This is a genomic window from Nocardioides pini (assembly GCF_026712185.1).
GTDB lineage: Bacteria > Actinomycetota > Actinomycetes > Propionibacteriales > Nocardioidaceae > Nocardioides > Nocardioides pini.
On record NZ_JAPPUX010000005.1, the window covers coordinates 505374 to 529959 of the forward strand.

23 protein-coding genes and 1 tRNA gene are annotated in these 24586 nt (G+C 72.5%); 10 read left to right on the forward strand and 14 right to left on the reverse strand.

What is annotated here, in order from left to right; all coding sequences use genetic code 11:
• Positions 1–43 precede the first annotated feature (43 nt).
• From NYO98_RS19260 to NYO98_RS19280, 5 genes are all read right to left on the reverse strand, one after another.
• Entirely contained in the window at positions 44–649 is a 606-nt protein-coding gene (locus tag NYO98_RS19260; protein WP_268113426.1) for a response regulator transcription factor, read from the reverse strand.
• Complete coding sequence (locus tag NYO98_RS19265) at positions 646–1764, reverse strand: sensor histidine kinase (RefSeq protein ID WP_268113427.1); 1119 nt, start codon at positions 1762–1764, stop codon at positions 646–648. The genes NYO98_RS19260 and NYO98_RS19265 overlap by 4 nt, the downstream gene beginning before the upstream one ends.
• Positions 1701–2522 carry an ABC transporter permease gene (locus NYO98_RS19270; protein ID WP_268113428.1) on the reverse strand — a complete coding sequence of 274 codons (822 nt, stop codon included), beginning with the start codon at positions 2520–2522 and terminating at the stop codon, positions 1701–1703. Before NYO98_RS19270 ends, NYO98_RS19265 begins: the two co-directional genes overlap by 64 nt.
• Positions 2519–3397, reverse strand: coding sequence for an ABC transporter ATP-binding protein (locus NYO98_RS19275; RefSeq protein WP_268113429.1), 879 nt, complete (start codon positions 3395–3397; stop codon positions 2519–2521). Before NYO98_RS19275 ends, NYO98_RS19270 begins: the two co-directional genes overlap by 4 nt.
• Before the next feature lie 186 nt (positions 3398–3583).
• Positions 3584–5458, reverse strand: coding sequence for an acyl-CoA dehydrogenase (locus tag NYO98_RS19280; RefSeq protein WP_268113431.1), 1875 nt, complete (start codon positions 5456–5458; stop codon positions 3584–3586).
• 259 nt (positions 5459–5717) lie between these two features.
• On the opposite strand from NYO98_RS19280, the gene NYO98_RS19285 reads away from it, so the two are divergent.
• Positions 5718–6620 (forward strand): sulfite exporter TauE/SafE family protein, encoded by a 903-nt coding sequence (locus NYO98_RS19285; RefSeq protein ID WP_268113432.1) that lies wholly within the window; start codon positions 5718–5720, stop codon positions 6618–6620.
• 121 nt (positions 6621–6741) lie between these two features.
• Positions 6742–7200 carry an RrF2 family transcriptional regulator gene (locus NYO98_RS19290; RefSeq protein ID WP_268113433.1) on the forward strand — a complete coding sequence of 153 codons (459 nt, stop codon included), beginning with the start codon at positions 6742–6744 and terminating at the stop codon, positions 7198–7200.
• Positions 7201–7210: 10 nt separating this feature from the next.
• On the opposite strand, the gene NYO98_RS19295 is transcribed toward NYO98_RS19290, so the two are convergent.
• Complete coding sequence (locus NYO98_RS19295; RefSeq protein WP_268113434.1) at positions 7211–7744, reverse strand: hypothetical protein; 534 nt, start codon at positions 7742–7744, stop codon at positions 7211–7213.
• Positions 7745–7899: 155 nt separating this feature from the next.
• Between NYO98_RS19295 and NYO98_RS19300 the strand changes: the two genes are divergently transcribed.
• Entirely contained in the window at positions 7900–8406 is a 507-nt protein-coding gene (locus NYO98_RS19300) for a SigE family RNA polymerase sigma factor (RefSeq protein WP_268113435.1), read from the forward strand.
• A gap of 8 nt (positions 8407–8414) precedes the next feature.
• Entirely contained in the window at positions 8415–9191 is a 777-nt protein-coding gene (locus tag NYO98_RS19305) for a hypothetical protein (protein ID WP_268113436.1), read from the forward strand.
• Positions 9192–9200: 9 nt separating this feature from the next.
• On the opposite strand, the gene NYO98_RS19310 is transcribed toward NYO98_RS19305, so the two are convergent.
• The 5 genes from NYO98_RS19310 to NYO98_RS19330 all read right to left on the reverse strand — a co-directional run bounded on the left by NYO98_RS19310 (position 9201) and on the right by NYO98_RS19330 (position 13328).
• On the reverse strand, positions 9201–9839 hold the full coding sequence (locus NYO98_RS19310) for a DUF2461 domain-containing protein (RefSeq protein ID WP_268113437.1): 639 nt from the start codon (positions 9837–9839) through the stop codon (positions 9201–9203).
• A 1-nt stretch (position 9840) separates the two neighbouring features.
• Positions 9841–10953: a hypothetical protein gene (locus NYO98_RS19315; protein WP_268113438.1), complete on the reverse strand. Its 1113-nt coding sequence runs from the start codon at positions 10951–10953 to the stop codon at positions 9841–9843.
• 1 nt (position 10954) lies between these two features.
• Positions 10955–12187 carry a cysteine peptidase family C39 domain-containing protein gene (locus NYO98_RS19320; protein WP_268113440.1) on the reverse strand — a complete coding sequence of 411 codons (1233 nt, stop codon included), beginning with the start codon at positions 12185–12187 and terminating at the stop codon, positions 10955–10957.
• A gap of 249 nt (positions 12188–12436) precedes the next feature.
• A tRNA-Gly gene (locus NYO98_RS19325) sits at positions 12437–12512 on the reverse strand.
• Positions 12513–12554: 42 nt separating this feature from the next.
• Positions 12555–13328, reverse strand: coding sequence for an SGNH/GDSL hydrolase family protein (locus NYO98_RS19330; protein WP_268113441.1), 774 nt, complete (start codon positions 13326–13328; stop codon positions 12555–12557).
• A 55-nt stretch (positions 13329–13383) separates the two neighbouring features.
• Between NYO98_RS19330 and dcd the strand changes: the two genes are divergently transcribed.
• From dcd to NYO98_RS19360, 6 genes are all read left to right on the forward strand, one after another.
• Complete coding sequence (gene dcd / locus NYO98_RS19335; protein ID WP_268113442.1) at positions 13384–13959, forward strand: dCTP deaminase; 576 nt, start codon at positions 13384–13386, stop codon at positions 13957–13959.
• Positions 13960–14083: 124 nt separating this feature from the next.
• On the forward strand, positions 14084–15130 hold the full coding sequence (locus NYO98_RS19340) for an iron-siderophore ABC transporter substrate-binding protein (protein WP_268113443.1): 1047 nt from the start codon (positions 14084–14086) through the stop codon (positions 15128–15130).
• The gene (locus NYO98_RS19345) at positions 15130–16164 is read left to right on the forward strand and encodes a FecCD family ABC transporter permease (RefSeq protein ID WP_268113444.1); all 1035 of its coding nucleotides are present in this window, start codon (positions 15130–15132) and stop codon (positions 16162–16164) included. Before NYO98_RS19340 ends, NYO98_RS19345 begins: the two co-directional genes overlap by 1 nt.
• Before the next feature lie 2 nt (positions 16165–16166).
• Positions 16167–17237: a FecCD family ABC transporter permease gene (locus NYO98_RS19350; protein WP_268113446.1), complete on the forward strand. Its 1071-nt coding sequence runs from the start codon at positions 16167–16169 to the stop codon at positions 17235–17237.
• The gene (locus NYO98_RS19355; RefSeq protein WP_268113447.1) at positions 17234–18100 is read left to right on the forward strand and encodes an ABC transporter ATP-binding protein; all 867 of its coding nucleotides are present in this window, start codon (positions 17234–17236) and stop codon (positions 18098–18100) included. The genes NYO98_RS19350 and NYO98_RS19355 overlap by 4 nt, the downstream gene beginning before the upstream one ends.
• On the forward strand, positions 18097–19047 hold the full coding sequence (locus NYO98_RS19360; protein WP_268113448.1) for a siderophore-interacting protein: 951 nt from the start codon (positions 18097–18099) through the stop codon (positions 19045–19047). The genes NYO98_RS19355 and NYO98_RS19360 overlap by 4 nt, the downstream gene beginning before the upstream one ends.
• A gap of 180 nt (positions 19048–19227) precedes the next feature.
• On the opposite strand, the gene NYO98_RS19365 is transcribed toward NYO98_RS19360, so the two are convergent.
• From NYO98_RS19365 to NYO98_RS19375, 3 genes are all read right to left on the reverse strand, one after another.
• Entirely contained in the window at positions 19228–20061 is an 834-nt protein-coding gene (locus NYO98_RS19365) for a DUF4097 family beta strand repeat-containing protein (protein WP_268113449.1), read from the reverse strand.
• A gap of 112 nt (positions 20062–20173) precedes the next feature.
• Complete coding sequence (locus tag NYO98_RS19370) at positions 20174–20722, reverse strand: toxin-antitoxin system HicB family antitoxin (RefSeq protein ID WP_268113451.1); 549 nt, start codon at positions 20720–20722, stop codon at positions 20174–20176.
• Positions 20723–20879: 157 nt separating this feature from the next.
• Entirely contained in the window at positions 20880–24467 is a 3588-nt protein-coding gene (locus tag NYO98_RS19375; protein WP_268113452.1) for a heterodisulfide reductase-related iron-sulfur binding cluster, read from the reverse strand.
• Between the last annotated feature and the right edge of the window lie 119 nt (positions 24468–24586).

Genomic DNA, 24586 nt, shown 5'->3' on the forward strand with positions numbered 1-24586 from the left:
ACGGACCCCGGGTAGGAGCCCCTCCCGCCCACGCGAGACCGACCTACAGCCAGCCGCGCTCCTGCGCGATGCGCGCCGCCTCGCTGCGGGTGGCGGCACCGGTCTTGCCGATCGCGGCCGACAGGTGGTTGCGCACCGTGCCCTCCGACAGGTGCACCCGCGCGGCGATGGCGGACACCGGTGAGCCGTCGAGGGCGTGGGTCAGCAGCTCACGCTCGCGCCCGGTGAGCGGGCTAGGCCCGTCGATCAGGGACTCCGCGGCGAGGTCGGGGTCGATGACGCGGAGGCCGGCGTGGACGCGTCGTACGGCGTCGGCGAGCTGGCGCGCGGGGGTGTCCTTCACGACGAACCCCGAGGCCCCGGCCTCGATCGCGCGGCGGACGTAGCCGGGACGGCCGAAGGTCGTGACGACCAGCGACCGCACGCCCGGGAGCTCTCGGCGCACGGCCGCGGCGGCGTCGATGCCGTTCATCCCGGGCATCTCGATGTCGAGCAGGCACACCTCGGCCCCCGACGCGCGGGCGGCCTCGACCACCTCGTCGCCACGACCGACCTGCGCGACGACCTCGAGGTCGGACTCGAGGTCGAGCAGCGCGGCGAGCGCACCCCGCACGAGTGCCTGGTCGTCGGCGAGCAGCAACCTGATCACGGCAGCACCACCTCCACCCGGGTGCCGGGGGCGGCCGGGCCGACGCTGAGGGTGCCGCCGGCGCCGGCGACGCGCTCACGCATGCCGCGCAGTCCGTTGCCCTCGGCGCCGTCGCAGCCCGTGCCGTCGTCGGTCACGACGATGCCACCGGGGCCGAGCGCGATGACGACCGACCGCGCCCGCGCGTGGCGTACGACGTTGGTGACCGACTCGCGCAGCACCCAGGCCAGCAGCGCCCGGTGCCGCGGGTCGGTGTCGGCGACGGAGCCCTCGACCCTCGTGGTGATGCCGGCGTCCGCCAGCACGCGCGGCGCGGCGGCGAGCTCGGCCTCGAGGTTGCCGGCCCGCAGGCCACCGACCGTCGCCCGCACCTCGGCCAGTGCCTGGCGCGCCGTGGCCTGGATGGACTCCAGCTCCTCCTTGGCCCGGGCGGGGTCGATGTCGATGAGCCGCGCCGCCAGCTCGGCCTTGACCGACAGCGCGGTGAGCGAGTGCCCGAGGACGTCGTGCACGTCGCGGGCCACCCGCTCGCGCTCGATGACCACCGCGTGCTCGCGGAGCGCGGCGTTGGCGAGGTACTCGCGCTCGCCGAAGAGCCGCAGCATCACGCCGCCGATCATCACCGGCCAGAGCATGAGGAAGAAGAAGGTCGGGAAGCCGTCGACGTCGAGCAGCGACAGCAGCGGGAAGGCCGCCCACACACCCACGGCCCACTTCCACCACGGCGCGGGCAGCTCGAGGGCCGAGAGGATCGCGAGGTACGGCGTGAAGGAGATGACCCCGATCCCGATCATCGGCACGGTGGCCAGGGCCAGGACGAGCATGGCGCCGAGCGCCCACCACGGGCTGAGGCGGGAGGAGTAGCCCAGCACGTTGGCCACGGCGAAGCCGGCGATGCAGAGCAGCGCGAGCACCTTCGCCGGCGCACCCGCGTCGGAGTCGGCCACCGCGATGACGGGGAAGGCGAGGAAGACCAGCCAGATGGCGGCGAAGGCCCACCCCCACTTCTCCCAGGGGTTGTCGGGCAGGGGCTGACGGCCCCCGGCGGCCGTCACGTGCGCGCCCGGCTCCGGCGTACGCCCCACAGCGCCACCAGCCCGAAGATCACCGTCCACGCGAGCACGTTAGCGATCGGCAGCCAGAGCGGGTCGCGGCCACCCACGGGAAGCCACCCGTCGGTGAGCGGGAAGCGGGCGAGCGCGACGTAGCCGTACAGGGGCGTGAACCGGCCGAGGTCGAGCATGAAGCCGCTCATCGGCGTGAACACGTTGCCGAGGAACGCCAGCACCACGATCATCCCCGAGGCGATGCCGGCGGCGTTGCTGCCGCGGAGGACCAGGCAGACCGCGAGGCCGTAGACCGCGAAGAGCGCGGAGCCCAGCCACACCAGGGCGCCGGACAGCACCCAGTCCGACCAGTCGCCCCGGGCGCCGGTGGCGGCACCGATGGCGAAGATAGCCACGACGGGCACCGCCGCCACGGACATCGCGACGGCCGCCTTGGTCGCCACGAAGGCGACCGGTCGCATCGGCGTGAGCCCCAGCTGGCGGCCCCAGCCCATCACCTGCTCGGTCGCGGCGCTCCCGGCGACGCTCGTGGTCGCGGTGACGGCGCCGTACGCGGCCATCGAGATCATCACGTACATCGCGACGTTGCCGGTGCCGACCGGGTCGTCGGAGCCGATGCCGAACACGAGGTACATGAAGGTCGGCAGGCCGACGACGAAGAACATCCCGATGCGGTCGCGCAGCTGGCGCCGCAGGTCGAGGCGCGCGTAGGCGGGCATGTCCGGTCGGGGCGAGGTGCGCGCGCGAGTCGAGGGACGGGCGGTCGTGGCGGTGGTCCCCGCGGTGGTCCCGGCGGTGGCGGTCATCGTGCGGCTCCGATCGGTTCGGTGTCAGCGGTGAGGGCGAGGAAGGCGGCCTCGAGGCTCGCGGCGGAGACGTCGACGTCGCTGACGCCGAGGGGCTCGAGGGCACCCCGCACGCGCGCGAGCCAGTCGGCGTCGATGCCGTCCGCGTCGACCACCTCGGCGGGTGGCCGGAAGGTGAGGGTGCGGCCGCCGTACGCCGCCCGCACGTCGGTCGTCGCCGCGTCGTGGACGATGCGGCCGTGGTTCATCAGGACGGTGCGCTCGGCGAACTCATCGGCCTCGGCGAGGTAGTGGGTGGCGAAGACGATGGTGCGGCCGAGGGCGGCGTCCTCGCGCATCGCCCGCCAGAACTCCTGCCGCGCACCGACGTCCATGCCGGTCGTCGGCTCGTCGAGGACGACCAGGTCGGGGTCCGGCAGCAGGGCCAGCGCGAACTTCAGCCGCTGCTGCTCGCCGCCCGAGCAGGCCTCGACCCGGCGACCCGCCAGGTCGGTGAGGCGGGCCCGGTCGAGCACCACCTCGACGCGGTCGGAGCGGCCGTGCAGGGCGGCGATCGCACGCACGGTCTCGCCGACGGTGAAGTCGTTGAGCAGGCCGCCGGTCTGCATGACGGCGGACACCCTCCCCTGCCCTACGGCCTGCGCCGGCGAGGTGCCGTAGACCTCGATCGTCCCCGCGTCGGGCGTCGTGAGGCCCAGCAGCATGTCGACCGTCGTGGTCTTGCCGGCGCCGTTCGGGCCGAGGAACGCGACGATCTCGCCCGGGTGCACGGTCAGGTCGACGTCGTCGACGGCGACCACGGGGCTGCCGTCGGTGGATCGGAAGGCCTTGCGGAGCCCGGTGGCCCGGATCGCGGGCACGTCAGCTGGTGTCATGCCCCCAGCGTGTCGTCGTACGCCGTCGCGGTCCTGACCGAACTGTCACGACCTCCCCGTGACACCTGTCATCCGCCGGCCGGACACGCTGTAACGCCGGGTTAGGTGCTGTACCCACTGGGATATATCAGGGTGGGTAGTCGTACTAACCCGGCGTTACAGCTGCACGCCGACCAGATCGAGGCGTCAGAAGGACGTCTCGTCGAGGTCCATCAGGTCGAGGGTGGTCGCCTCGGCGATGGCGCGCTCGGCGCTGATCTTCGGCAGGTTGGTCTGGGCGAAGAACTGGGCGGCGAGGACCTTGCCCTCGTAGAACGCCTTGTCCTTCTCCGACACGTCGCCGGCCAGCTTGTCGAGCGCGACCTCGGCCTGGCGCAGGAGCAGCCAGGCGCACACGACGTCACCGAGCACCATCAGCAGGCGGGAGGTGTTGAGGCCCACCTTGTAGATGTTGCGGAGCTCCTCGGCCGACGACATGAGGTCGTTGATCATGTGGCCGACGACGGCGTTGGCGTCCTCGAGGGCGGTGGCGAGCAGCGCGCGCTCGTTCTTCAGGCGACCGTTGCCGGCCTCGGAGGCGATGAAGCCCTCGATCTCTTTGGCGAGGTGGCCGAGCGCGCGGCCCTGGTCCTTGACGATCTTGCGGAAGAAGAAGTCCTGGCCCTGGATCGCGGTGGTGCCCTCGTAGAGGGTGTCGATCTTGGCGTCGCGGACGTACTGCTCGATCGGGTACTCCTGCAGGAAGCCGGAGCCGCCGAAGGTCTGCAGCGACTCGGTGCCCAGCAGCACCCAGGAGCGCTCCGAGCCGTAGCCCTTGACGATCGGGAGCAGCAGGTCGTTGACGGCAGCGGCGAGGCGGGCCTCGTCGGAGTCGGCGGTGCCCTCGTGCTCGGCGATCATCACCTGGTCCTGCCAGGTGGCGGTGTAGAGCACCAGCGCGCGCATCGCCTCGGCGAAGGCCTTCTGGGTCATCAGCGAGCGACGGACGTCGGGGTGGTGCGTGATCGTCACTCGGGGCGCGGTCTTGTCGGCGGCCTGCGTGAGGTCGGCGCCCTGGACCCGCTCCTTGGCGTAGTCGAGCGCGTTGAGGTAGCCGGTCGAGAGGGTGGCGATGGCCTTGGTGCCGACCATCATGCGGGCGTTCTCGATGACCTGGAACATCTGGGCGATGCCGTTGTGCACCTCGCCGAGCAGCCAGCCCTTGGCGGGCTCGCCGCCGCCGACCTGCGGGTCGCCGAAGGTGAGCTCGCAGGTGTTGGAGACCTTGATGCCCATCTTGTGCTCGACGTTGGTGACGTAGACGCCGTTGCGCTCGCCGGTCAGCTCGCCGGTCTCGAGGTCGAAGTGGTGCTCGGGCATCCAGAAGAGCGAGAGGCCCTTGGTGCCCGGGCCGCCGGCACCCTCGACGCCCTCGGGGCGCGCGAGGACGAGGTGCATGATGTTCTCGCTCATGTCGTGCGTCGCGCTGGTGATGAAGCGCTTGACGCCGGTGATGTTCCACGAGCCGTCCTCGTTGGGGACGGCCTTCGCGCGGCCGGCGCCGACGTCGGAGCCGGCGTCGGGCTCGGTGAGGACCATGGTGCAGCCCCACTGGCGGTCGACCATGTGTTGGGCGACGGCCTTGTCGCGCTCGTTGCCGTTGCGGTGGACCACGTTGGCGAAGGCCGGGCCGGCGGCGTACATCCACACGGGGGCGTTGGCGCCGAGCACCATCTCCCCGATCGCCCAGATCAGCGAGGACGGGGCGGGGGTGCCGCCCATCTCCTCGAAGACCTGGAGGCGCCAGAACTCGGCGTCCATCCAAGCCTGGTAGCTCTGCTTGAACGACTCCGGCACCGGGGCGGTGTGGGTGGCCGGGTCGAAGACGGGCGGGTTGCGGTCGCTGTCCTCGTAGGAGGCGGCCAGGCCCTCGCGGGAGAGGCGCTCGACCTCGCGGAGGATCTCGCGCGCGCTCTCGCCGTCGACCTCGCCGAAGGGCCCGGTGCCGAGCACGGCGTCGCGGCCCAGCACCTCGAAGAGGTTGAACTCGATGTCGCGGAGGTTGGTCTTGTAGTGGCTCACAGCTTCCACCTGTTCCGTGTGCGGGTCTGCGGTCTCGGGCGAGCGTTACCGAACAGTTCTACTCGCCGGTAACTAAAGGATGCCTCGCGATCGGCGCTCGCGCAACACGAACGCCCACATCGGCCCGCGACCGCGGTGCACGGACACGCCGTGGGGTAGATCGGTTTTGTCTATCACCCAAAGTATGTCTACTCTTTCACCTGACATACGCAAGTCGAACGACTACCGCTCCCTCTTCGTCCCGGAAGGACCCCGCACCATGCGCAAGCTCATCGTTCTCGGCGTGGTGGGCCTCATCGCCCAGCTGATCGACGGTTCCCTGGGCATGGCCTACGGCGTGACCTCCTCGACGCTCCTGCTGGCTGCAGGTGTCGCCCCCGCAGCCGCCTCGGCTGCGGTCCACTTCTCCGAGATCGGCACCTCGCTCGTCTCCGGTGCCTCCCACCACAAGCTCGGCAATGTCGACTGGCGCACCGTGTCGATCCTGGCGCTGCCGGGCTTCGTCGGCGCCTTCCTCGGCGCCACCCTGCTCTCCAACATGGACGCCGCGGTCGCCAAGCCGGTGGTGGCGGTCATCCTGCTGAGCCTCGGCTTCTACGTCGTCTACCGCTTCCTGCGCCTCGGCGGCGCCCGCCCGACCTTCAAGGGCCACCCCTCCGCCGCCTTCCTCGCCCCGATGGGCCTCGTCGCCGGCACGCTCGACGCCGTCGGCGGCGGTGGCTGGGGCCCCGTGGGCACCACCTCGCTCCTGTCGAGCGGTCGCCTCGAGCCCCGCAAGGTCGTCGGCTCGATCGACACCTCCGAGTTCGTCGTCGCCGTCGGTGGCTCGCTCGGCTTCCTCTTCGGCCTCGGTGCGGCCGGCATCAACTGGGGCTACGCCGGTGCGCTGCTCGCCGGCGGCGTGATCGCCGCCCCGATCGCCGCCTGGCTGGTCAAGCACCTCGCGGCCCGCGTCCTCGGCACCGCGGCCGGCGGCCTGATCATCCTCACCAACTCCAAGACGCTGCTCGAGGCCGTCGGCGTCCCGGGCGTCGGTGTCGCCGTCACCGCGGCGGTCGTCTTCGTCCTCTGGATCTCCGCCATCGTGTGGGCGGTCAAGCAGGAGCGCCTGTCCAAGGCCTCGCGCGCCGACGAGCCCGAGCTGGAGACCGCCACCGCCTGACGCCCGGACCCCTTCGACGTACGCCGACGCACCGCACCCGCGGGCGTCGGCGTACGGCCGTGCGCGGGTCCGTGTCGACCAAGAGCACTGTCTCTGCCGACATATCTGACAAACTGGCCATATGCGCGTCTCCGCCAAAGCCGACTACGCCCTGCGGGCCCTGATCGAGATCGCGGTGCGCACCGACGGGACCGCGGTCAGCGCCGAGCAGCTCGGCAAGGCGCAGGGCATCCCGCACGGCTTCCTCCAGGCGATCCTCGCCGACCTGCGACGCGCCGACATCGTGGTGTCGCAGCGCGGCCAGTCCGGCGGCTGGCGCTTCGCGCGCAAGCCCGAGTCCGTCACGGTCGCCGACGTGATCCGCGCGGTCGACGGGCCGCTCGTGTCGGTCTACGGCCTGCGTCCCGAGGCGGTCGAGTACGACGACAGCGCGCAGGTGCTGCAGCACGTCTGGATCGCCGCACGCCACTCGCTCCGCATGGTCTTCGAGCAGGTCACCATCCAGCAGCTCGCCGACGGCACCCTGCCGCAGGCGGTCGCCGCCCTCACCGAGGACGACGACGCCTGGCAGCCCCACTGACGCGGACGCGTCAGGCGGCCGTCCTGCGGTCGAGCAGCCGTCGTCGCCGGGACACCCTGGCGAGGCGCCGGTCGAGGCGGGCCTCCTCCTCCATCAGCGCGATCCGGGCGACCTGGGCGGCGAGCTGCTCCTCGCCGAGGTGGGCTGGCAGCACGTGCGACCGGCCCTCCTTCACACGGGACAGCCACGCGCGGGGCGGCTCCGCGAACCCGCTCGTCGCCACCAGCACGACGCGGAAGTCGGCGAGCCCGTCGAGCGCCAGCGCGGCCTGCTCCGGCGTCGCCGCGGACCACCCCGGCATGCTGACGAAGCAGTCCGTGCCGGTCTTCCGGGCCCGGCGGCACACGCGGGCCCACGCGCCCTCGACCTCCTTGCGGCGGAACCCGGCCGCGCGGTGCGAGCGCAGGATCTCGACCTCGGCGCGGGTGGTCACGTCGGCGTCGACGGCAGGAACCCCGACGCCGCCGACCGCGAGCGCCTCGGCCATCGCCGACACGTCGACCGCGTCGGGGCCGAGGTGGAGCAGGAACAGTCTCTTGGCCATGGCGCCAGCCTCGTCGGCGTACCCGTCACCCGTGTGAACAGCGCGCCACGGGCGCCCGAACTCCGCACGTCGCCCGAATCGGTGCCTACGGTGGTGTGACGCGACGGGGCTCCCGTGCGTCTGAAGGGGTGACGCCGAACAACCCAAGGAGAGACATGCCCCGCACGCAGGAGGAGTTCGAGGAGTTCGCGGTCGCGCGGACCCCCCAGCTCTACCGAGCCGCGTGGCTGATGTGTGGTGACGCCCACCGGGCCGAGGACCTCGTCCAGGAGACGCTGGCCAAGGTCTACGTCCGGTGGCACCGCCGCCTGGGCGGACCGATCGAGCACCCGGTCGCCTACGCACACACGACGTTGACGCGCACCTACATCAGCGCCCAGCGCCGTCGCAGCACCCACGAGACGCCGGTCGACGACCTGCCCGAGCGGGTCGAGCAGGGTGGGGACGCCGCCACCACGCTCACCCTCCGAGCCGCCCTCGCCCAGCTGGCACCACTGGACCGCGCGGTCCTGGTGATGCGCTTCCTCGAGGACGTGTCGGTCGCCGACACCGCGGACGCCCTCGGGGTCAGTCCGGGTGCCGTGCGCAACCGCACGCTCCGCGCCCTCTACCGTCTCCGTGCCGTGCTGGGTCCGTCCCTCCGCGACCTGCTCGAGATCTAGGAGAACCCATGTCCACCGACGACACCGGCGTCACCGAGCTCCTCCGCCGTGCCAGTGACGACCTCACCCCCGACGTCGACCGCCTCGTCAGCGGCGGCATCGCCCGCGGACGCCGGCGCCGGCGCCGCGCCCGGATCGGTACGACGGTCGCCACGCTCGCCGTGATCGGCGTCGTCGGCGGGCTGGCGGCCGTCGTACCCCGCGCCGGCGGGGGCGACAGCGCGCGCGACCTCGGCGTCGCCAGCGACGGCCCGAGCGCCACAGCCGTCGAGACGCCGACGGAGACGCCGACGGAGACGCCGACCGAGACGCCGACGCCCGACGCCTCGGTCCCGCGCGACCTCGCGCCGTTCCGCGCGGACCGGATCCCGGCGATCGTCGACGAGGTCCTCGCCACGGCGCGAGCAGCAGGGGTCCGGTCGACCGACCCGGTCGTGGACGAGCCGGACGAGAAGTTCGCGGTCTTCCTCTACGACGGGATGAACACGAGCGTGGGGATGAACAGCGTGCTCGAGCCCAGCCTGGCCGGGTGCCAGGAGGAGGCCGCGGGGATCGACGGGGCGTGCGTCCGGCTCACCGATGGGACGGTCGAGCAGGTGTGGGGCCCGACCCTCGCCGACGGCGTCACCTGCCAGGGTGCGAGCGCGTACCGCCACGGGTACGTCGTGTGGGCGACGTCCTGCAACGCGGTCGAGGCCAAGGACTCACCGGCCCTCGCCGCCGAGCCTCCGATCGAGATCGGGCTGCTCGAGAGGATCGTCCTGAGTGACGTGTGGTTCGAGTGAGCCGGTCCGTCAGGAGGCCTCGACCGGGACGGCGCGCAGCCAGCTGACCAGGGGCCGCAGCGCCTTCCAGTCGGCGCGCACCCGGTCCACGAGGCCGGCGTCGATCGCATCGGCCTCGAAGCCGTACGACCGGCCGACGAAGAGCTGCTTGCGCCGCAGCAGGTGGATGCGCGGGTGGTCGGTGTCGTACCCGCGCGGGGACGTCTTCAGCTGCTCGCCGCCGACCTCGAAGCCGTCCTTCTCGAGCCGCTTCAGGAGCCGGTCGAGGGCGGCGCCGGTCGTGTCGTCGGCCATCGCGTCGCGGATCGCGGCGAGGGTGGGCCCGTCGGCGTCGTAGAAGCCGGCCCCGACCCGCGTGCCGCGCGGCGAGATCTCGAAGTACCAGCCGGTGCGGGGACCCGCGGCGACGAACGCCCCCTGGTGGGTCTTGTAGGGCGTCTTGTCCTTGGCGAAGCGGACGTCGCGGTAGGGCCGGAACACCTTGGCCGTCCCGAACTCCGGCTCGAGCTCGGCCATCAGCGCCTTCATCGGCGCCTCGACCGACTCCTTCCAGACGTGCTTGTGGGCCTCCCAGAACGACTTCGTGTTGTCCATCTCGAGGTCGTCGTAGAAGTCGAGCGCGGCGACGGGGAATCCGGTGAAGCTCACGTCAGGAGACGCTAGCCCAGACGTGCTCGTCGCCCTTCTCGCCGTACGACGCGAGCGTGAGCACGCCCCCTCCGCAGACCGGCTCGCCGAGGAAGGCGTTGCCAGTCGAGGAGGACTCGTAGGCGACCTCCAGCCTGCGCTCGGACGTCCAGCGCAACAGCCGGGCGGGCTCGTCGGGGCCCTGCGGGTCGCGGACGAAGAAGACCGACCCGCCACAGGGGACGGCGCTGCCGGTGGTGCCCGGACCGAGGTCGAAGTAGGTCCCGTCGGCGGAGGCGTGGAAGCGGGCCTCCTCCTGGCGCCGCGGCTTCGGCACCTCGGACCACACCGCACCGTCGGCCGTCGCCGCGACGTCCCACGCCGCGCACTCCTCCGGCCCCTCGAGCGGCTGCGGGACACCGCTGCCGTCGAGGAGGTTGACCGTGCGGCAGGCCACGGGGCGCGCGTCGTCGAAGGTCATGATCCCGACCCCGTGCTCGCCGGCCGTGAGGCCCGAGAAGCCGCTGCGGTCGGGGGCGCACCAGCCGTCCTCGCCGTTGCTGTCGGCCAGGGCGGCGGTGGCCAGGCAGTACGCGCCACCGTCGCCGTACGTCGGGTAGTAGAGGTCGCCGTCGGCGAGGGCCCACGAGCCGCCGCTCGCCGCGGGCGGCGTGACGAGGTCGCGGGTCTCCCCGCTGGCGAGGTCGACGACCGCCACCTCGCTCGGTGCGGTCTCGGCCTCGTCCTGGCGCACGACGACGGCCCAGCCCTCGCTCATCAGCACCTCGGAGATCGTCCGCCCCCGGCCCGCGGCGACCGTGACCGCGTCGCCGTCGCGGGCGAGCTCGACGGTGGTGTCGGCCGCGTCGCCCAGCGCCTCCCACTGCGGTCCCTTGACGTAGCGGGTGTCGACGGGGACGCCGGTGTCGTGCCAGTCCAGCGGCGCGGTCGCGGGCTCGGCGACGACCGGCTCGTCGACGGGTCCGCCGTCCGGCAGGTCGGGTGCGGTCTCGCCGCTGGCCGTATCGGTGCTGCTCGGCGCGTCACCCGGGTCGGGCCCGTCGGTCCCGTCCGTCCCGGCGCACGCGGTCAGCGCGAGCAGCAGCGCCAGCGTGGCCGTCGTACGTCCGCGCACGTCAGACGCCGATGTTGTGCTGGAAGTGGGCGAGGTTGGCGCGGTAGGAGCGGTAGGCATTGCGCCACTGCACGCGGCCGATCGCCGGCTCGCTGGGGTCGAACTTCGACTGGTCCCAGGGCTCGAACCAGCCGAGCTGCGGGTTGCCGCCGGGGTTCTGGTCGTAGCCGCGTCCGACCTGGAAGTGGCCGCTCGCGTCGTCGTCGAGGTAGGGGTAGTACTGCGTGAGCAGCGACGGGTGGAGCACGACCGGAGCCTGGTAGTCGTGGACGTGGCGCATCATCAGCCGGTACCACTGCTTGAAGCTGAAGTCGCCGACGTCGAGCACGATGTAGGGACCGGCGTGGGTGTCCTCGTCGTAGTCGGTCTTGTTGTTGACCACGCGGACCATGTCGGTGATCGCGGTGCCGGCCGTGGTCGTGCCGAGGCGGCGGGCCCAGTAGGACTGGTTCTTCCGCGTGCCCTGCGCGCCCCAGCCGATCGCCTGCATGGTCGCCGGGCCGCACCAGTAGGTGGTGTTCTGGGCCTGGGCCACCTTGCTGGTGAGGATCTTGGACCGCTCCGGGTAGGACCCGCCGAAGCCGCCGCGGGCCTCGATGCCCGCGGCCACCTCGGGATGGCGCGCGGCGAAGCCCTCGGGCAGCGGCACCCCCTGGATCTCGTGGCGCAGCATCCAGACCTTGCCGACCGACCGGGCGGCCATGGTCAGCTCGGCGCGCTCGGCCTCCGTGCGCGCGGTCGACGTACGCGACTGGGCGCGGGCGAGCATCCCCTCGGCGTCGAGGTCGCCGGTGCGCTCGGTGGTGCGAGCCGTGGGCCGGGTCTCCAGCCGGGCGGCCAGCTCCTCCTCCGACTGGTCGGTCCACCCGAAGCCGAGGCAGTAGCGCTGGCCCTCGAAGGTCGCGCACCGCACGGACGCCCGCGCGAGCGCCGTACGCCCCTCGGCGCGGTCGAGGGCCGCACCCTCGGCGAGCACACGGTCGATCTCGACGCGCATCGCGCGGGTCACCGTGCCGGCGCCGACGGCCCCGGGTGCGTCGGTCGTCTCGGCGCTCGGGGCGATCTCGCCGCGGTCGTCCGCACCCCCGTCCGGGAGGAGCGGCACGGCGCCGAGGGTGAGCGCGAGCGCGGCCGCCGCGATGGTCGCGGGGTGGCGCCACAGCGGGCGGGAGGCGTCCTCGTCGGCGATGCGGTGGGCGACCCGGCGCAAGGTCGGGCGGGGAAGTGCAGGCATGGGGGAAGACCTTCGATCCGAGAACAGACGGACGCCTCACTGTCCCCTCTGGTCCCAGAAGTCGCAAGTCTCACTCCTGCCCCAGCTGGTGGACGTCGGGCGGTGCGGGAGCGACATTCCGGGGGCAGGGAATGTGGGTGGGTCACCGCTGGTACGTCGCGGGGGGCTCGGGCGGTGCGTGGGCGACATTCCGGGGGCTGGGAATGTGGGTGGGTCACCGCTGGTACGACGGGCGCGACCGACGAACTGTGGAGCGGATGACGAGACTCGAACTCGCGACATCGACCTTGGGAAGGTCGCGCTCTACCAACTGAGCTACATCCGCAGTGCCGTCCGGGGACGGCGGGCCAGATGCTACCGGATGGGGCTACCCGACGGGCGGCCGCACGCTGGAGAGGGCCGGATGCTTCGGCGTGACGGTGTCGCCGGAGGAGCGGCCGGTGAGCCGGCGGTGCACCCACGGCACGAGGAACTCGCGGGTCCACTGCGCGTTCGCGGCCCACGTCTCGCGCCGCCCGAGGACGGGGAGCGGGCCGACGGTCACGGGCTCCAGGCCGTGCTCGACGCCGATGGCCTCGAGGACGGCGTGGGCCATGTGGGCGTGGCCCGAGCTGTTGAGGTGCATCCGGTCGATGTCCATGACGCCGGCGATCTCGACGTCACGCATCCGCCACATGTCGACGACGGTCGCGCCGTGGCGGTCGGCGATCTCGCGGACCCACTCGTTGAAGATCGCCATCCGCCCGCGCATCGGGCCGTAGATGCCGCCCGCGCCCGGGTCGAAGATGGTGAACATGACCACGCGCGCGCCGGTCGCGCTGAGCCGTGCGATCGCGCCGTCGTACGTCCGGGCGAGGGCGTCGATGTCGACGCGCGGGCGGAGCACGTCGTTGCCGCCGCCGTGGATGGTGACCAGGTCGGGATCGAGCGCGATCGCGGCGTCGACCTGCTCGGCGACGATGGGGCCGAGCTTGCGACCGCGGATGGCGAGGTTGGCGTAGCCGAAGTCGTCGGTCTGCTGGGCGAGCACCTCGGCGACGCGATCGGCCCAGCCGCGCAGGCCGTTGGGGCGCGCCGGGTCGGGGTCGCCGACGCCCTCGGTGAAGGAGTCGCCCAGGGCGACGTAGCGGTGGAAGGTCACCGGATCATTGTGCGACCCCCTCCACGAGGCCGAGAACGGAGGCTAGGTTTGCCGCGTGCTGCTCTCTGATCGCGACATCGCCGCCGAGATCGACGCGGGCCGGATCGCACTCGACCCGTGGGACCCGCAGATGATGCAGCCCTCGAGCATCGACGTCCGGCTCGACCGCTACTTCCGGGTCTTCGAGAACCACCGCTACCCCCACATCGACCCGGCGGCCGACCAGTCCGAGCTGACCCGCGAGGTGGAGCCGGAGGACGACGAGCCGTTCATCCTGCACCCGGGGGAGTTCGTGCTCGGGTCGACGTACGAGGTGGTCTCGCTGCCCGACGACGTGGCCGCGCGCGTGGAGGGCAAGTCGTCCTTGGGGCGGCTCGGCCTGCTCACGCACGCGACGGCAGGCTTCGTCGACCCCGGCTTCTCCGGCCACGTCACCCTCGAGCTGGCCAACGTCGCGACGCTGCCGATCAAGCTCTACCCCGGGATGAAGATCGGGCAGTTCTGCTTCTTCCGGCTGTCCTCGCCGAGCGAGCACCCCTACGGCTCCGAGAAGTACGGCTCGCGCTACCAGGGCCAGCGCGGACCCACCCCGAGTCGGTCGTTCCAGGGGTTCCACCGCACGCCCATCTGAGGCTCGCCCCCCGCTGCCCGTGGTCCACGTCCCGGATTACGGCACACCCCTGTTGTCTAATTCCGGCTGGGTGTGGTTAGGCTTCCCTTAGTTAGCCTTGCCTTACCGAGACCCCGGAGCCCTGATGAAGCGAAGCCTCGCCGCGCCCACCACGATCAAGATCGCCGCGGCCACCCTCCTGGTCGCCGCCCTCACCGCGTGCAGCACCGGGTCCACGAGCGGCACGGAGGCGGCCGCGGAGCCGACGTCCACGACGTCCGTCGACCCCGACGCCTTCCCGGTCACCATCGAGCACGCGCTCGGCGAGACCACCATCGAGTCCGAGCCGACCCGGGTCGCCACCCTCGGCTGGACCGACCAGGACCACGCGCTCGCCCTGGGGGTCGTGCCGGTCGGCGCCACCAAGATCACGTGGGGCGGCAACGAGGCCGGCTCGACCGACTGGTTCGACGCGGCCGTCGAGGAGGCGGGCGCCGAGGCGCCCGTGCGCTACGACGACGCCGACGGCGCGCCGATCGACGAGGTCGCCGAGCTCGCGCCCGACCTGATCCTCGCCACCAACTCCGGCATCACCGAGGCGGAGTACGCCAAGCTCTCCAAGATCGCGCCGGTCGTCGCCTACCCCGAGGCCCCGTGGACCACCCCGTGGCAGACCTCGCTCGAGATGGTCGGCGAGGCCCTCGGTCGTACGGCGCTCGCCGAGGAGGTCGCGGCCGACACCCAGGCCACGATCGACGCGGCCGCCGAGGCCAACCCCGAGCTCCAGGGCGCCGAGCTGATCTACGGCTACCTCGCCGCCACCGACCTCTCGACCGTCGGCCTGTACGCCCCCGAGGACCCGCGGGTCTCGATCCTGCGCGACTTCGGCATGGTCGACGCCCCGGCCGTCGCCGACGCCATCGAGCCCGGCGAGTTCTACGGCACGGTGTCGGCGGAGAAGGCCGACGACCTCGACTCCGACGTTTTCGTCACGTGGGTCGACACGCCCGACACCGTCGAGACGATCGAGGACGACAAGCTGCTCGGCCAGATCCCCGCGATCGCCGAGGGCCACTGGTACGCCGAGTCCGACAAGCAGAACGCCATGGCGTCCACCAACCCCACGCCCCTCTCCATCCCGGTCATCGTGAGCGACTTCCTGCCTCACGTGGTCGAGGCCATCGAGGGCTGATGACAGCCCTCGTCCCGACGCGGGACGACGTCGCCAGGGCTCCGGGGGGAGGCCAGAGGCGTCGTCCCGCCCTGCCGGTCAGCGTCGCGATCTCGGTCGTGGCGCTGGCCGGTGCCGGCGCGCTGTCGCTGCTGGTGGGGGCCCGAGCGGTGCCGCTCGCGTCCGTCTGGGACACCACCCACCCCCTGCACGCCGTGGTCGAGGCGCGCCTCGACCGCACCGTCCTCGGCCTCGCCGTCGGCGCCGCCCTGGGGCTGGCCGGGGCGCTCATGCAGGGGCTCACCCGCAACCCGCTCGCCGATCCCGGGATCCTCGGGGTCAACGCGGGGGCGACCTTCGCCATGGTCGTCGGGATGACGGCCTTCGGCGCCGCCGAGATGGGACAGTTCCTCCCGCTCGCCTTCGTCGGAGCGGCCCTCGCCGCGGCCGTGGTCCACGGCATCGCGTCCCTCGGCCGCGACGGCGCGACCCCGATGAAGCTCGCGATCACCGGCGCCGCCCTGAGCGCCGGCCTGGCCAGCTGGACCACCGGCCTGCTCCTCGCGGACCGCAAGACCATGGAGACCTTCCGCTTCTGGCAGGTGGGGACGGTCGCCGGGCGGGGCACCGACGTGCTCGTCGCCGGACTGCCGTTCCTGGTCGTCGGCGTGGTGCTCGCCCTCGCCGGCGCGCGGCTGCTCGACACGCTCGCCCTCGGCGACGACCTCGCCCGCGGCCTCGGCCGCCGCACCACCCGCGACCGCCTCGTGATCGCCCTCGCGATCGTCCTGCTCGCCGGCACGGCGACCGCCCTGGCCGGGCCGATCGCCTTCGTCGGCCTCGTCGTGCCCCACGTCGTACGCGCCCTCGTCGGCCCCGACCACCGTCGCCTGCTGCCGTTCTCCATGCTCGCCGGGGCCGTCCTCGTCGTCGTCGCCGACACCGTGGGGCGCATCGTGCTGCCGCCGGCGGAGGTCCAGGTCGGCATCATGGCCGCCGTCGTCGGCGTCCCCGTCTTCATCGCCCTGATCCGCCGCACCGGGAGGGCGTTGTGACCGTGACCCTTGGCCGCCCCGCCATCGCCGAACCGCCCGCGCCGGACGCCCTCGACGTCGTACGACGGGCCCGCCGGGCGCCGGTGCGCCACCACCGTCGCCTGCTCGCGAGCCTCGTGGTGGCGCTGGCCGGTGCCTTCGCCGCGCGCGTGCTGCTGGGCGACTTCACCGTCACCGTCCCCGACTTCGTGCGCATCGTGGGCGGCGAGCAGATCCCCGGCGCCAGCTACATCGTGATGGAGTCCAAGCTGCCGCGCGCCGTGCTCGCCGTGCTGGTCGGCGTCGCCTTCGGCGTCGGGGGCGCGATCTTCCAGACCACGCTACGCAACCCGCTCGCGAGCCCCGACATCGTCGGCATCAGCCTCGGCGCGAGCGCCGCCGCCGTCTCCGCGATCGCCCTCGCCGGCTGGACCGGCTGGCCGGTCTCCGCCGCCGCCGTCGTCGGTGCCCTCGCCGTCGCGCTCGCCGTGCGCGCCGTCGCCGGCGACCACGGCGGCTTCCGGCTCGTCCTGGCCGGCATCGGCCTCGCCGCCGCCATGCAGTCGGTCATCCAGTACGTCTTCACCCGCGTCGACGAGTACGACGTCCAGCTGGTGCTGCGCTGGCTGACCGGCAGCGTCAACGGCGTCGCGTGGCAGGCGATCGGGCTGCTGGCGCTCGCCCTCGCGGTCCTGCTGCCCGCCACCGCGTGGGTCGCCCGCTCGCTGCGCGCGACCGAGCTCGGCGACGACGCCGCCGCCGGCCTCGGCGTCGGACGCGGCCGCACCGACCTGCTCATGCTCCTCGGCGTGCTGCTCGTCGCCGTCGCCGTCGCGGCGGCGGGTCCGGTCGCCTTCGTCGCGTTCCTGTCCGGGCCGATCGCCCGCGCCCTCAACCGCGGCCGCACGACGCTCCCGGCCGCCGGCCTCGTCGGCGCCGTGATCGTGCTGGCGGGCGACTACGCCGGCGCCTACGCCTTCGCCGACCTCAACCTGCCCGTGGGCGTCGTCACCGGCGCCCTCGGCGCCCCGTTCCTGCTCTGGCTGCTCGCCCGTGGCCCCCTCGACGCACACCGTGGAAGGAGGGCGGGATGACCGCCGCCACCCCCACCAGCCCGCACGCGCGGCTGGAGGCCAGCGACCTCACGCTCGGCTACACCGACACCTCTGTCGTGCGCGACCTCGACCTCCAGGTCCCGACCGGCCGCATCACCGTCATCGTCGGTGCCAACGCGTGCGGCAAGTCCACCCTGCTGCGCGGCCTCGCCCGCCTGCTCCGCCCGCGGTCCGGCTCGGTGCTGCTCGACGGCGAGGCGATCCACCGGCTGCCGACCAAGCAGGTCGCCCGCACGCTGGGGCTCCTCCCGCAGAACCCCGTCGCGCCCGAGGGCGTCACCGTCGCCGACCTGGTGGGTCGGGGCCGACACCCGCACCACGGACCCTTCGGCCGCTGGACCAGCGCCGACGACGAGGCGGTCGCCGAGGCGCTCACGCTCACCGACACCCTCGGGCTCGCCGACCGGGTCGTCGACGAGCTCTCCGGCGGCCAGCGCCAGCGGGTGTGGATCGCCATGGCGCTCGCGCAGGGCACGGACCTGCTGCTGCTCGACGAGCCCACGACCTACCTCGACGTCGCGCACCAGGTCGAGATGCTCGACCTCCTCGCCGAGCTCAACGCCCGGCGGGGCACGACGATCGTCATGGTGCTCCACGACCTCAACCTGTCCGCCCGCTACGCCGACCACCTCGTCGCGCTGCACACCGGGCGCATCGTCGCCGAGGGCAGCCCCCACGAGGTCGTCACCGAGGACGTCGTCCGGACGGTATTCGGCCTCGACAACCGGGTGATCGACGACCCCGTGTCGCACACGCCCCTCGTCGTGCCCGTCGGCCGGCACCGGCCGCGGCAGCCCGCGCCGTCCAGCACTGTCAGCCCCGCCAGCCAGGAGATCCGATGACCGTGACCGCCAGCTCGAACCAGGCCGCACTCCCCATGCTCTTCACCGAGGTCGAGGTCGTCGCCGTCGAGCGGCTCTCGCCGACCTTCGTCCGCGTCGAGCTCGGCAGCCCCGACCTCGCCGACTTCGGGGTCGACGGCCCACGCTGGGACCAGCGGATCAAGCTGGTCCTCCCCGACCCGGAGACCGGAGGCCTCACCTCGACCGAGGGCGCCGACGACACCTGGTTCTCCACCTGGCTCGAGCGCCCGGCGGCCGAGCGCGGACACATGCGCACGTACACGATCCGCGACGTCCGCGGCTCCGGTCCGCAGACCACCTTCGTCGTCGACATGGTGCTCCACCTCGAGGGCGACCTCGTCGGCCCCGGCTCGCTCTGGGCCTCCCGCGCCTCGGTCGGCGACCGGATCGCCCTGCTCGCGCCGCGGCGGGGCTACCCCTACGGCGGCATCGAGTTCACGCCCGGCCCGGGCGCCGACCTGCTCCTCGTCGGCGACGAGACGGCCGTGCCGGCGGTCTGCGCGGTGCTGGAGCAGCTGCCCGACGAGGCGACCGGCACGGCCTTCCTCGAGGTGCCCGTCGCCGCCGACGTGCAGGACGTACGCCGTCCGGCGGGCGTCGAGGTCGTGTGGCTCGCGCGGGAGGGCGACGAGCTCGGCATCGGCCTGCACGACGCGGTGGTGGCCCACCTCGGGATCCCTGGAGCCCACGTCGACGTGACGCCCGACGAGGTCGACCCCGACCTGTGGGAGACGCCGTTCTACTCCTCCTCCGGGGAGGACCTCCCGGGCGACGTGACGGGTGTGGGTGGGACCTACGCGTGGATCGCCGGCGAGTCGAAGGTCGTCACGGGCCTGCGCCGCCACCTGGTCACGGAGCTCGGCTTCGACCGCAGCCAGGTCGCCTTCATGGGCTACTGGCGTCGCGGTGTCGCGATGAGGTCCTGACAGGGGCGGCGGCGGGCGGCTGGGCGGCGGCGCCGGGGTTCAGCGGCGCTTGGTGCGGGGCGCGCGGGGGGAGTAGCGCACGCGCTCGGCGATGCGGTGGCGTGCGATCAGCTCGATGTCGGTGAGTGACTCGTGCATGGCCGTGCTCCTTTCGGCTCGTGGGGTCTGCGGACGGGTCGGTCAGCTCTCGTGGAGGGTCACGTCGCCGGAGGCGGTGGTGGCGCGCACCTCGAGGTAGGGCTGGTCGGGGGCGGGCTCGCCCGTGCTCGGGAGGGTCGAGGTGAGCCGGCCGCTCGCGGTGCGGACGTCGGTCCACACCGGCGTACCGGACACGACGCCGATGCGGACGTCGCCGCTCGCGGTCTTGGCGGTCACGCGCCCCGAGGCGACCTCGGCGACGACCAGGTCGCCCGAGCCGGTGGTGAACACCGCCTCGCCGCCCATCGACAGGACGTGGGCGTCGCCCGAGCCGGTCTTGACGGCGAGCCCGTCGCGGGCCGACTCGACGCGTACGTCGCCACTGCCGGTCGTCACGACCAGCTCGGACTCGCTACGGCGTACGACGACGTCGCCCGAGCCGGACTTGAGGCGCGCGTCGCCGTGGAGGTGCTCGACGACCAGGTCGCCGGAGCCCGCCTGGACGAGGGTGTCGCCGTCGACGACGTCGAGCGACACGTCGCCGGAGCCGCTGTCGATGCGGACGTCGCCGAACCGGCCGTGGGTCGCCACGTCGCTGCTGCCGACCTTGGCCTGCAGGCCGCTCGCGACGGGGACCTCCACGACGATCTCGGCGCGTGCGTCCTTGCCGAGGAAGCCCCCGCTGCGGGGCGGGGCGATGATGGCGATCCGGTCGCCGAGGTCGCGCACGTCGAACTCCTCGGCGCGCTGGCCGGTGATGCGGATGGTCGTCTCGGTGGTGTCGGTGGCGGTCACGTCGACGCTCCCGCGCCCGTTCTCGACGTAGAGGCCGATCGGCTCCGGGGTGTCGAAGGTGAGGTCCAGCTGGTTGCTCATCGGGTCTCCTGAGGGTGTGCTCGTCCACCGGGCCGGCGGGTGCCGGTCCGTGGTGCGATGGGGTGGCGGGGCTCGAGCCCCGGGTCAGGTCGTGGTGGTCAGGTCGTGGTGGTCACTGCCAGCCGGTCATCCGGCGGCTGCCCTGCCCCTGCTTGCGGCTCCCGGCGAACGGGTCGTAGCCGACGAAGGGGACGCTGCTGAGGTCGATGTCGACGTTGATCGAGTGGTCGTTGGTGGCGCTGCGCACCACGTTGACCATCCACGTGTTGAGGCTCTGACCGGCCGCGGCGGCCTTCTCCTCGGCGCGCGCCTTGACCGACTCCGGGATGCGGAGGGTGATGCGGGCCAGGTCGCCGGCCTCCTCCTCGAGGGGCGCCGGGGGCGCGGGCGGCGGAGGCGGCTCGGGCATGGCGGCCGGGGGAGCCATCTCGACGACGAAGTCCAGCTCGCGACCGACCAGCCGGACGTCGACGCTGCCGTCGGGCAGCTCGGCCGTGATCTCGGCGGCCGCGTGGGAGATGGCCTCCATCAGCGCGAGACGCGCGCTGGGGTCGAGTGCGTACGCCAGGCGCTCGGCCGCCTGCTTGAGCTCGTCGCTGCCGGCCTCGGACGCGGCGACGAGGTCGCGGCGGAGGCTGTCGACGTACGGGGTGATGTCCATGTGCACCACGATGACATCATCGTGATGTCATGTCAACGTCTTCGTGATGTCAGTTTGGCGGTCGGGTGATGTCAGCCTTGTCCGCCCGGTCCCGGACGTCATACGAACCCGCACCTACAGGTACGGGTTCGCATGACGCAGCGGGTTGCCGGAGGGGTCAGAGGTCGAAGAGCGACCCGGACCCGCTGATGTCGACGTCGTTGCGCGGCTCGTGGGCCGGGCCGTCGGACGGGGGCGCGGTCTCGGCGTCCACCGGGGCGGGTACGTCGCTCGCGTCCGCCTGCTCGTCCGCCTGCTCGTCACCCGGCGCCTGCTCGGCTGCCGGCGCGGGCTCCTCCTCGGGGTCCCGGAACAGGGCTGCCTGGCTCAGGTCCGCTCCGCTCGGCGGTGCGGACGCGGCCTCCGGCTCGGGCGCCGGCTCCGGCTCGGACACCGGCTCCGCGACCGCCTCGGCAGGCTCGCTGGGCGTTGAGTCGCTGGGAGACTCAGCGTCCACTGCGGGCTCGGGCTCGGTCGGGGACGAGGCGGACGCCGGCTGCGCTGCCGGCTGCTCCGCTGGTGCGTCGAGGTCGAACAGCGACCCCAGGCCCGTGAGGTCGACGTCCGTCGCGGGCGTCGACGTCGTACCCGCGGCGGGAGCCGACCCGGCAGCCGTCGGCTCCTCCTGCGCGACTGCAGGCGCCGGTTCGGTGGCAGGCTCGGCGACGGCCGCAGCAGGCTCCTCGACGGGCTCGCTGGGCGTTGAGTCGCTGGGAGACTCAGCGGCCACCGGGGCTGCGGGAGCAGCCGGCTCGGGCGCGGGAAGGTCGAAGAGCGACCCGCTGCCGAGGTCCACCTGCGGGGCGGGTGCGGGAGCGGTGCTGGGGGTCGAGTCGCTGGCAGACTCACCGCCCACGGCGGGCCCGGGCTGCGACGCGGCGGGCTCGGTCGCAGCGGGCTCGGCCGAGGTCGGCTCGGCCGCAGCCGGCTCCGGCGCAGCGATGTCGAACAGCGACCCGCCGCCACCCAGGTCGGCTGCCGGAGCGGGAGCCGGCTCGTCCTCGGAGGCTGCCGGCTCGACGGGGGCGGCCGGTGCGGCCGGCTCGGGCGTCCCGAGGTCGAAGAGCGAGCCGCCGCTGCCGAGGTCCGTGGACGGCTGGGCGGCGGGCTTCTCCGGTGACGGTGCCGGGGCCTCGGCCGGGGCCTCGGCCTTCGGCGCCTCCGGCTCGGGCGCGGGAGTGTCGAACAGCGACCCGCCGGCGAACGCCTCCGCCGGCTTCTCCTCGGCTGCCTCAGGCGCCTCAGTCTCAGCAGGTGCCTCGGGCGCGGGGGTGTCGAACAGCGAGCCGGACGACTGCTCGGCGGCAGGGGCCGGCGCCTCGGGGGCCGGGGTGTCGAAGAGCGACGAGCCGCCCGACGCCTTCGCGGCAGGCCCCACGTCGGCAGTCTCGGTGACGGTCTCGTCGGTGACGGTGACGTCACCGGCCTCCGGCTCGTCCTTGGTGGCCACGTCGGTGGCGGTCGCGGTGGCGGTCGCGGTGGCCGTCGCGGTGGCTGCGGCGGGCGCGGCGGCCGGGACGGACCCGGGGGCGGCCTTGGTCGCCTGCTCGCCCTTGACGGACGCGAGCAGCATCTGCGCGACGTCGAGGACCTCGACCTCCTCGCGGGCCTCGCCGGACGCCTGCTGGGAGGTCAGTCCGTCGGAGAGCATCACGCGGCAGAACGGGCACCCGACGGCGATCTGGTCCGCGCCGGTCCCGACGGCCTCCCGGGTGCGGTTCATGTTGATCCGCTCGCCGAGGTTCTCCTCCATCCACATGCGGGCGCCACCGGCTCCGCAGCAGAAGGAGCGCTCGGAGTTGCGCTCCATCTCGACGTACTCCGCGCCCGGCAGCACCTGGAGCAGCTCGCGCGGGGGCGAGTACACCTGGTTGTGGCGGCCGAGGTAGCACGGGTCGTGGTAGGTGATCGAGCGCTTCGCGGCGCCGGCGCCGTCCTTGACAGGCGTCAGCTTCCCCTCCCGCACGAGGCGGTTGAGCAGCTGCGTGTGGTGCACGACCTCGAGCTCGATGCCGAAGTCCTTGTACTCGTTCTTGAGCGTGTTGAAGCAGTGGGCGCAGGTCGAGACGACCTTCTTGACCTTGTACTCCTTGAAGGTCTCGACGTTCTGCTGGGCGAGGCCCTGGAAGACGAACTCGTTGCCGGCGCGACGCGCGGGGTCACCGGTGCAGGTCTCGCCGTTGCCGAGCACGCCGAAGGAGATCCCGGCCATGTCCAGCAGCTCGGCCACCGCGCGCGTCGTCTTCTTGGCGCGGTCCTCGTAGGCCCCCGCGCACCCGACCCAGAACAACCAGTCGACCGACTCGAGGGACTCGAGGTCCTCACCGACCACGGGGACGTCGAACTCGAGGCCCTTGGCCCAGTCCATCCGCGCGCTGGCGGACATGTTCCACGGGTTGCCCTTGTTCTCCAGGCCCTTGAACAGCTGGTTCAGCTCGGCCGGGAAGTTGGACTCGACGAGCAGCTGGTAGCGCCGCATGTCCATGATGTGGTCGACGTGCTCGATGTCGACGGGGCACTGCTGGACGCACGCGCCGCACGAGGTGCAGCTCCACAGCACGTCCTCGTCGATGACGAAGTCGCCGTCGGCGGGGTTGTAGAAGTAGTCGAGCACGTCGGTGCCCGCGCCGGCGCTCTCGCCCTTGGAGCCGACGCCGACCAGCTCGCGCTCGGCGTGCGCCTCCACGCCGTCGTGCTTGGCGTACGCGTGGTCGCGCAGGCTGGTGATGAGGAGCTTGGGGGAGAGCGGCTTCTCGGTGTTCCAGGCGGGGCACTGCGACTGGCAGCGACCGCACTCGGTGCAGGTGGTGAAGTCGAGGATGCCCTTCCAGGAGAAGTCCTCGACCTTGCCGACGCCGAGGACCGAGTCCTCGTCGAGGTCGTCGATGTCGTCGAGGGTCACCGCCTTGCCGTCGGAGGTGAGCGGCTTCATCGCGCCGAGCGCGGTGGTGCCGTCGGGCTCGCGCTTGAAGAAGATGTTGAACCACGCGGTGAAGCGGTGCCACGCGATGCCCATGGTGATGTTGCGGGCGATCACCATCAGCCAGATCATCGCGAGCGCGATCTTGAACGCCGCGATGGCATAGATCGTGTTCTCAAGGGTCGAGGCGTCGTCGGAGTAGAACGCGTCGCCGATCCAGGACGCGATCGGGTAGTGGCTGCGCCCCGCGTCCTCGTCGAGCCTCCACTCGGCGGCGCGGACGAAGAGGATGGCCGAGCCCTCGAGCAGCGCCAGCGCCTCGACGAAGTAGGCCTGCCAAAAGGTGGATCCGAAGAACCGGCTGCGCCGGCCCTCGCTGCGCGGGTGGTGCAGCTGCCGGTAGACGATCAGGTAGACGATGCCGATCGTGCTGAGCAGGCCGATCAGCTCGCTGAACCACTCGTAGGGGTACCAGTGCCCGACCAGCGGCCAGGCGAACGACGGCTCGAAGAGCTGGAAGTACGCCGCCAGCACCGCGGTGCTGAGGAAGAGGAAGGCCGCGTAGACGAACCAGTGCATGATGCCGACCCAGTGCCACTGCAGCATCCGGGTGTGGAGGAACGTCTCCTTGAGCATCGTCGCCGTCCGGCCGACCGGGTTGTCGCTGCGGCCGGGTGCGGGCTGGCCGCTCCGGATGACGCCCAGCATGCGCCGTACGGCAGGCACCAGCATGGCCACCGCGGCGACGGTCAGTGCGAACGAGAGGACGATCGCGAAGGTCTGCATGAAGGGCTGCTCCTCGGTCGGGGCGTACAGAGCCGCAGCCTAGATCCGCCGATCGTGCCGACGGCAGGGACCTGCGGCGTGAGAAGGATCCTACCCGCAGGTAACTTGACGTGGTGACG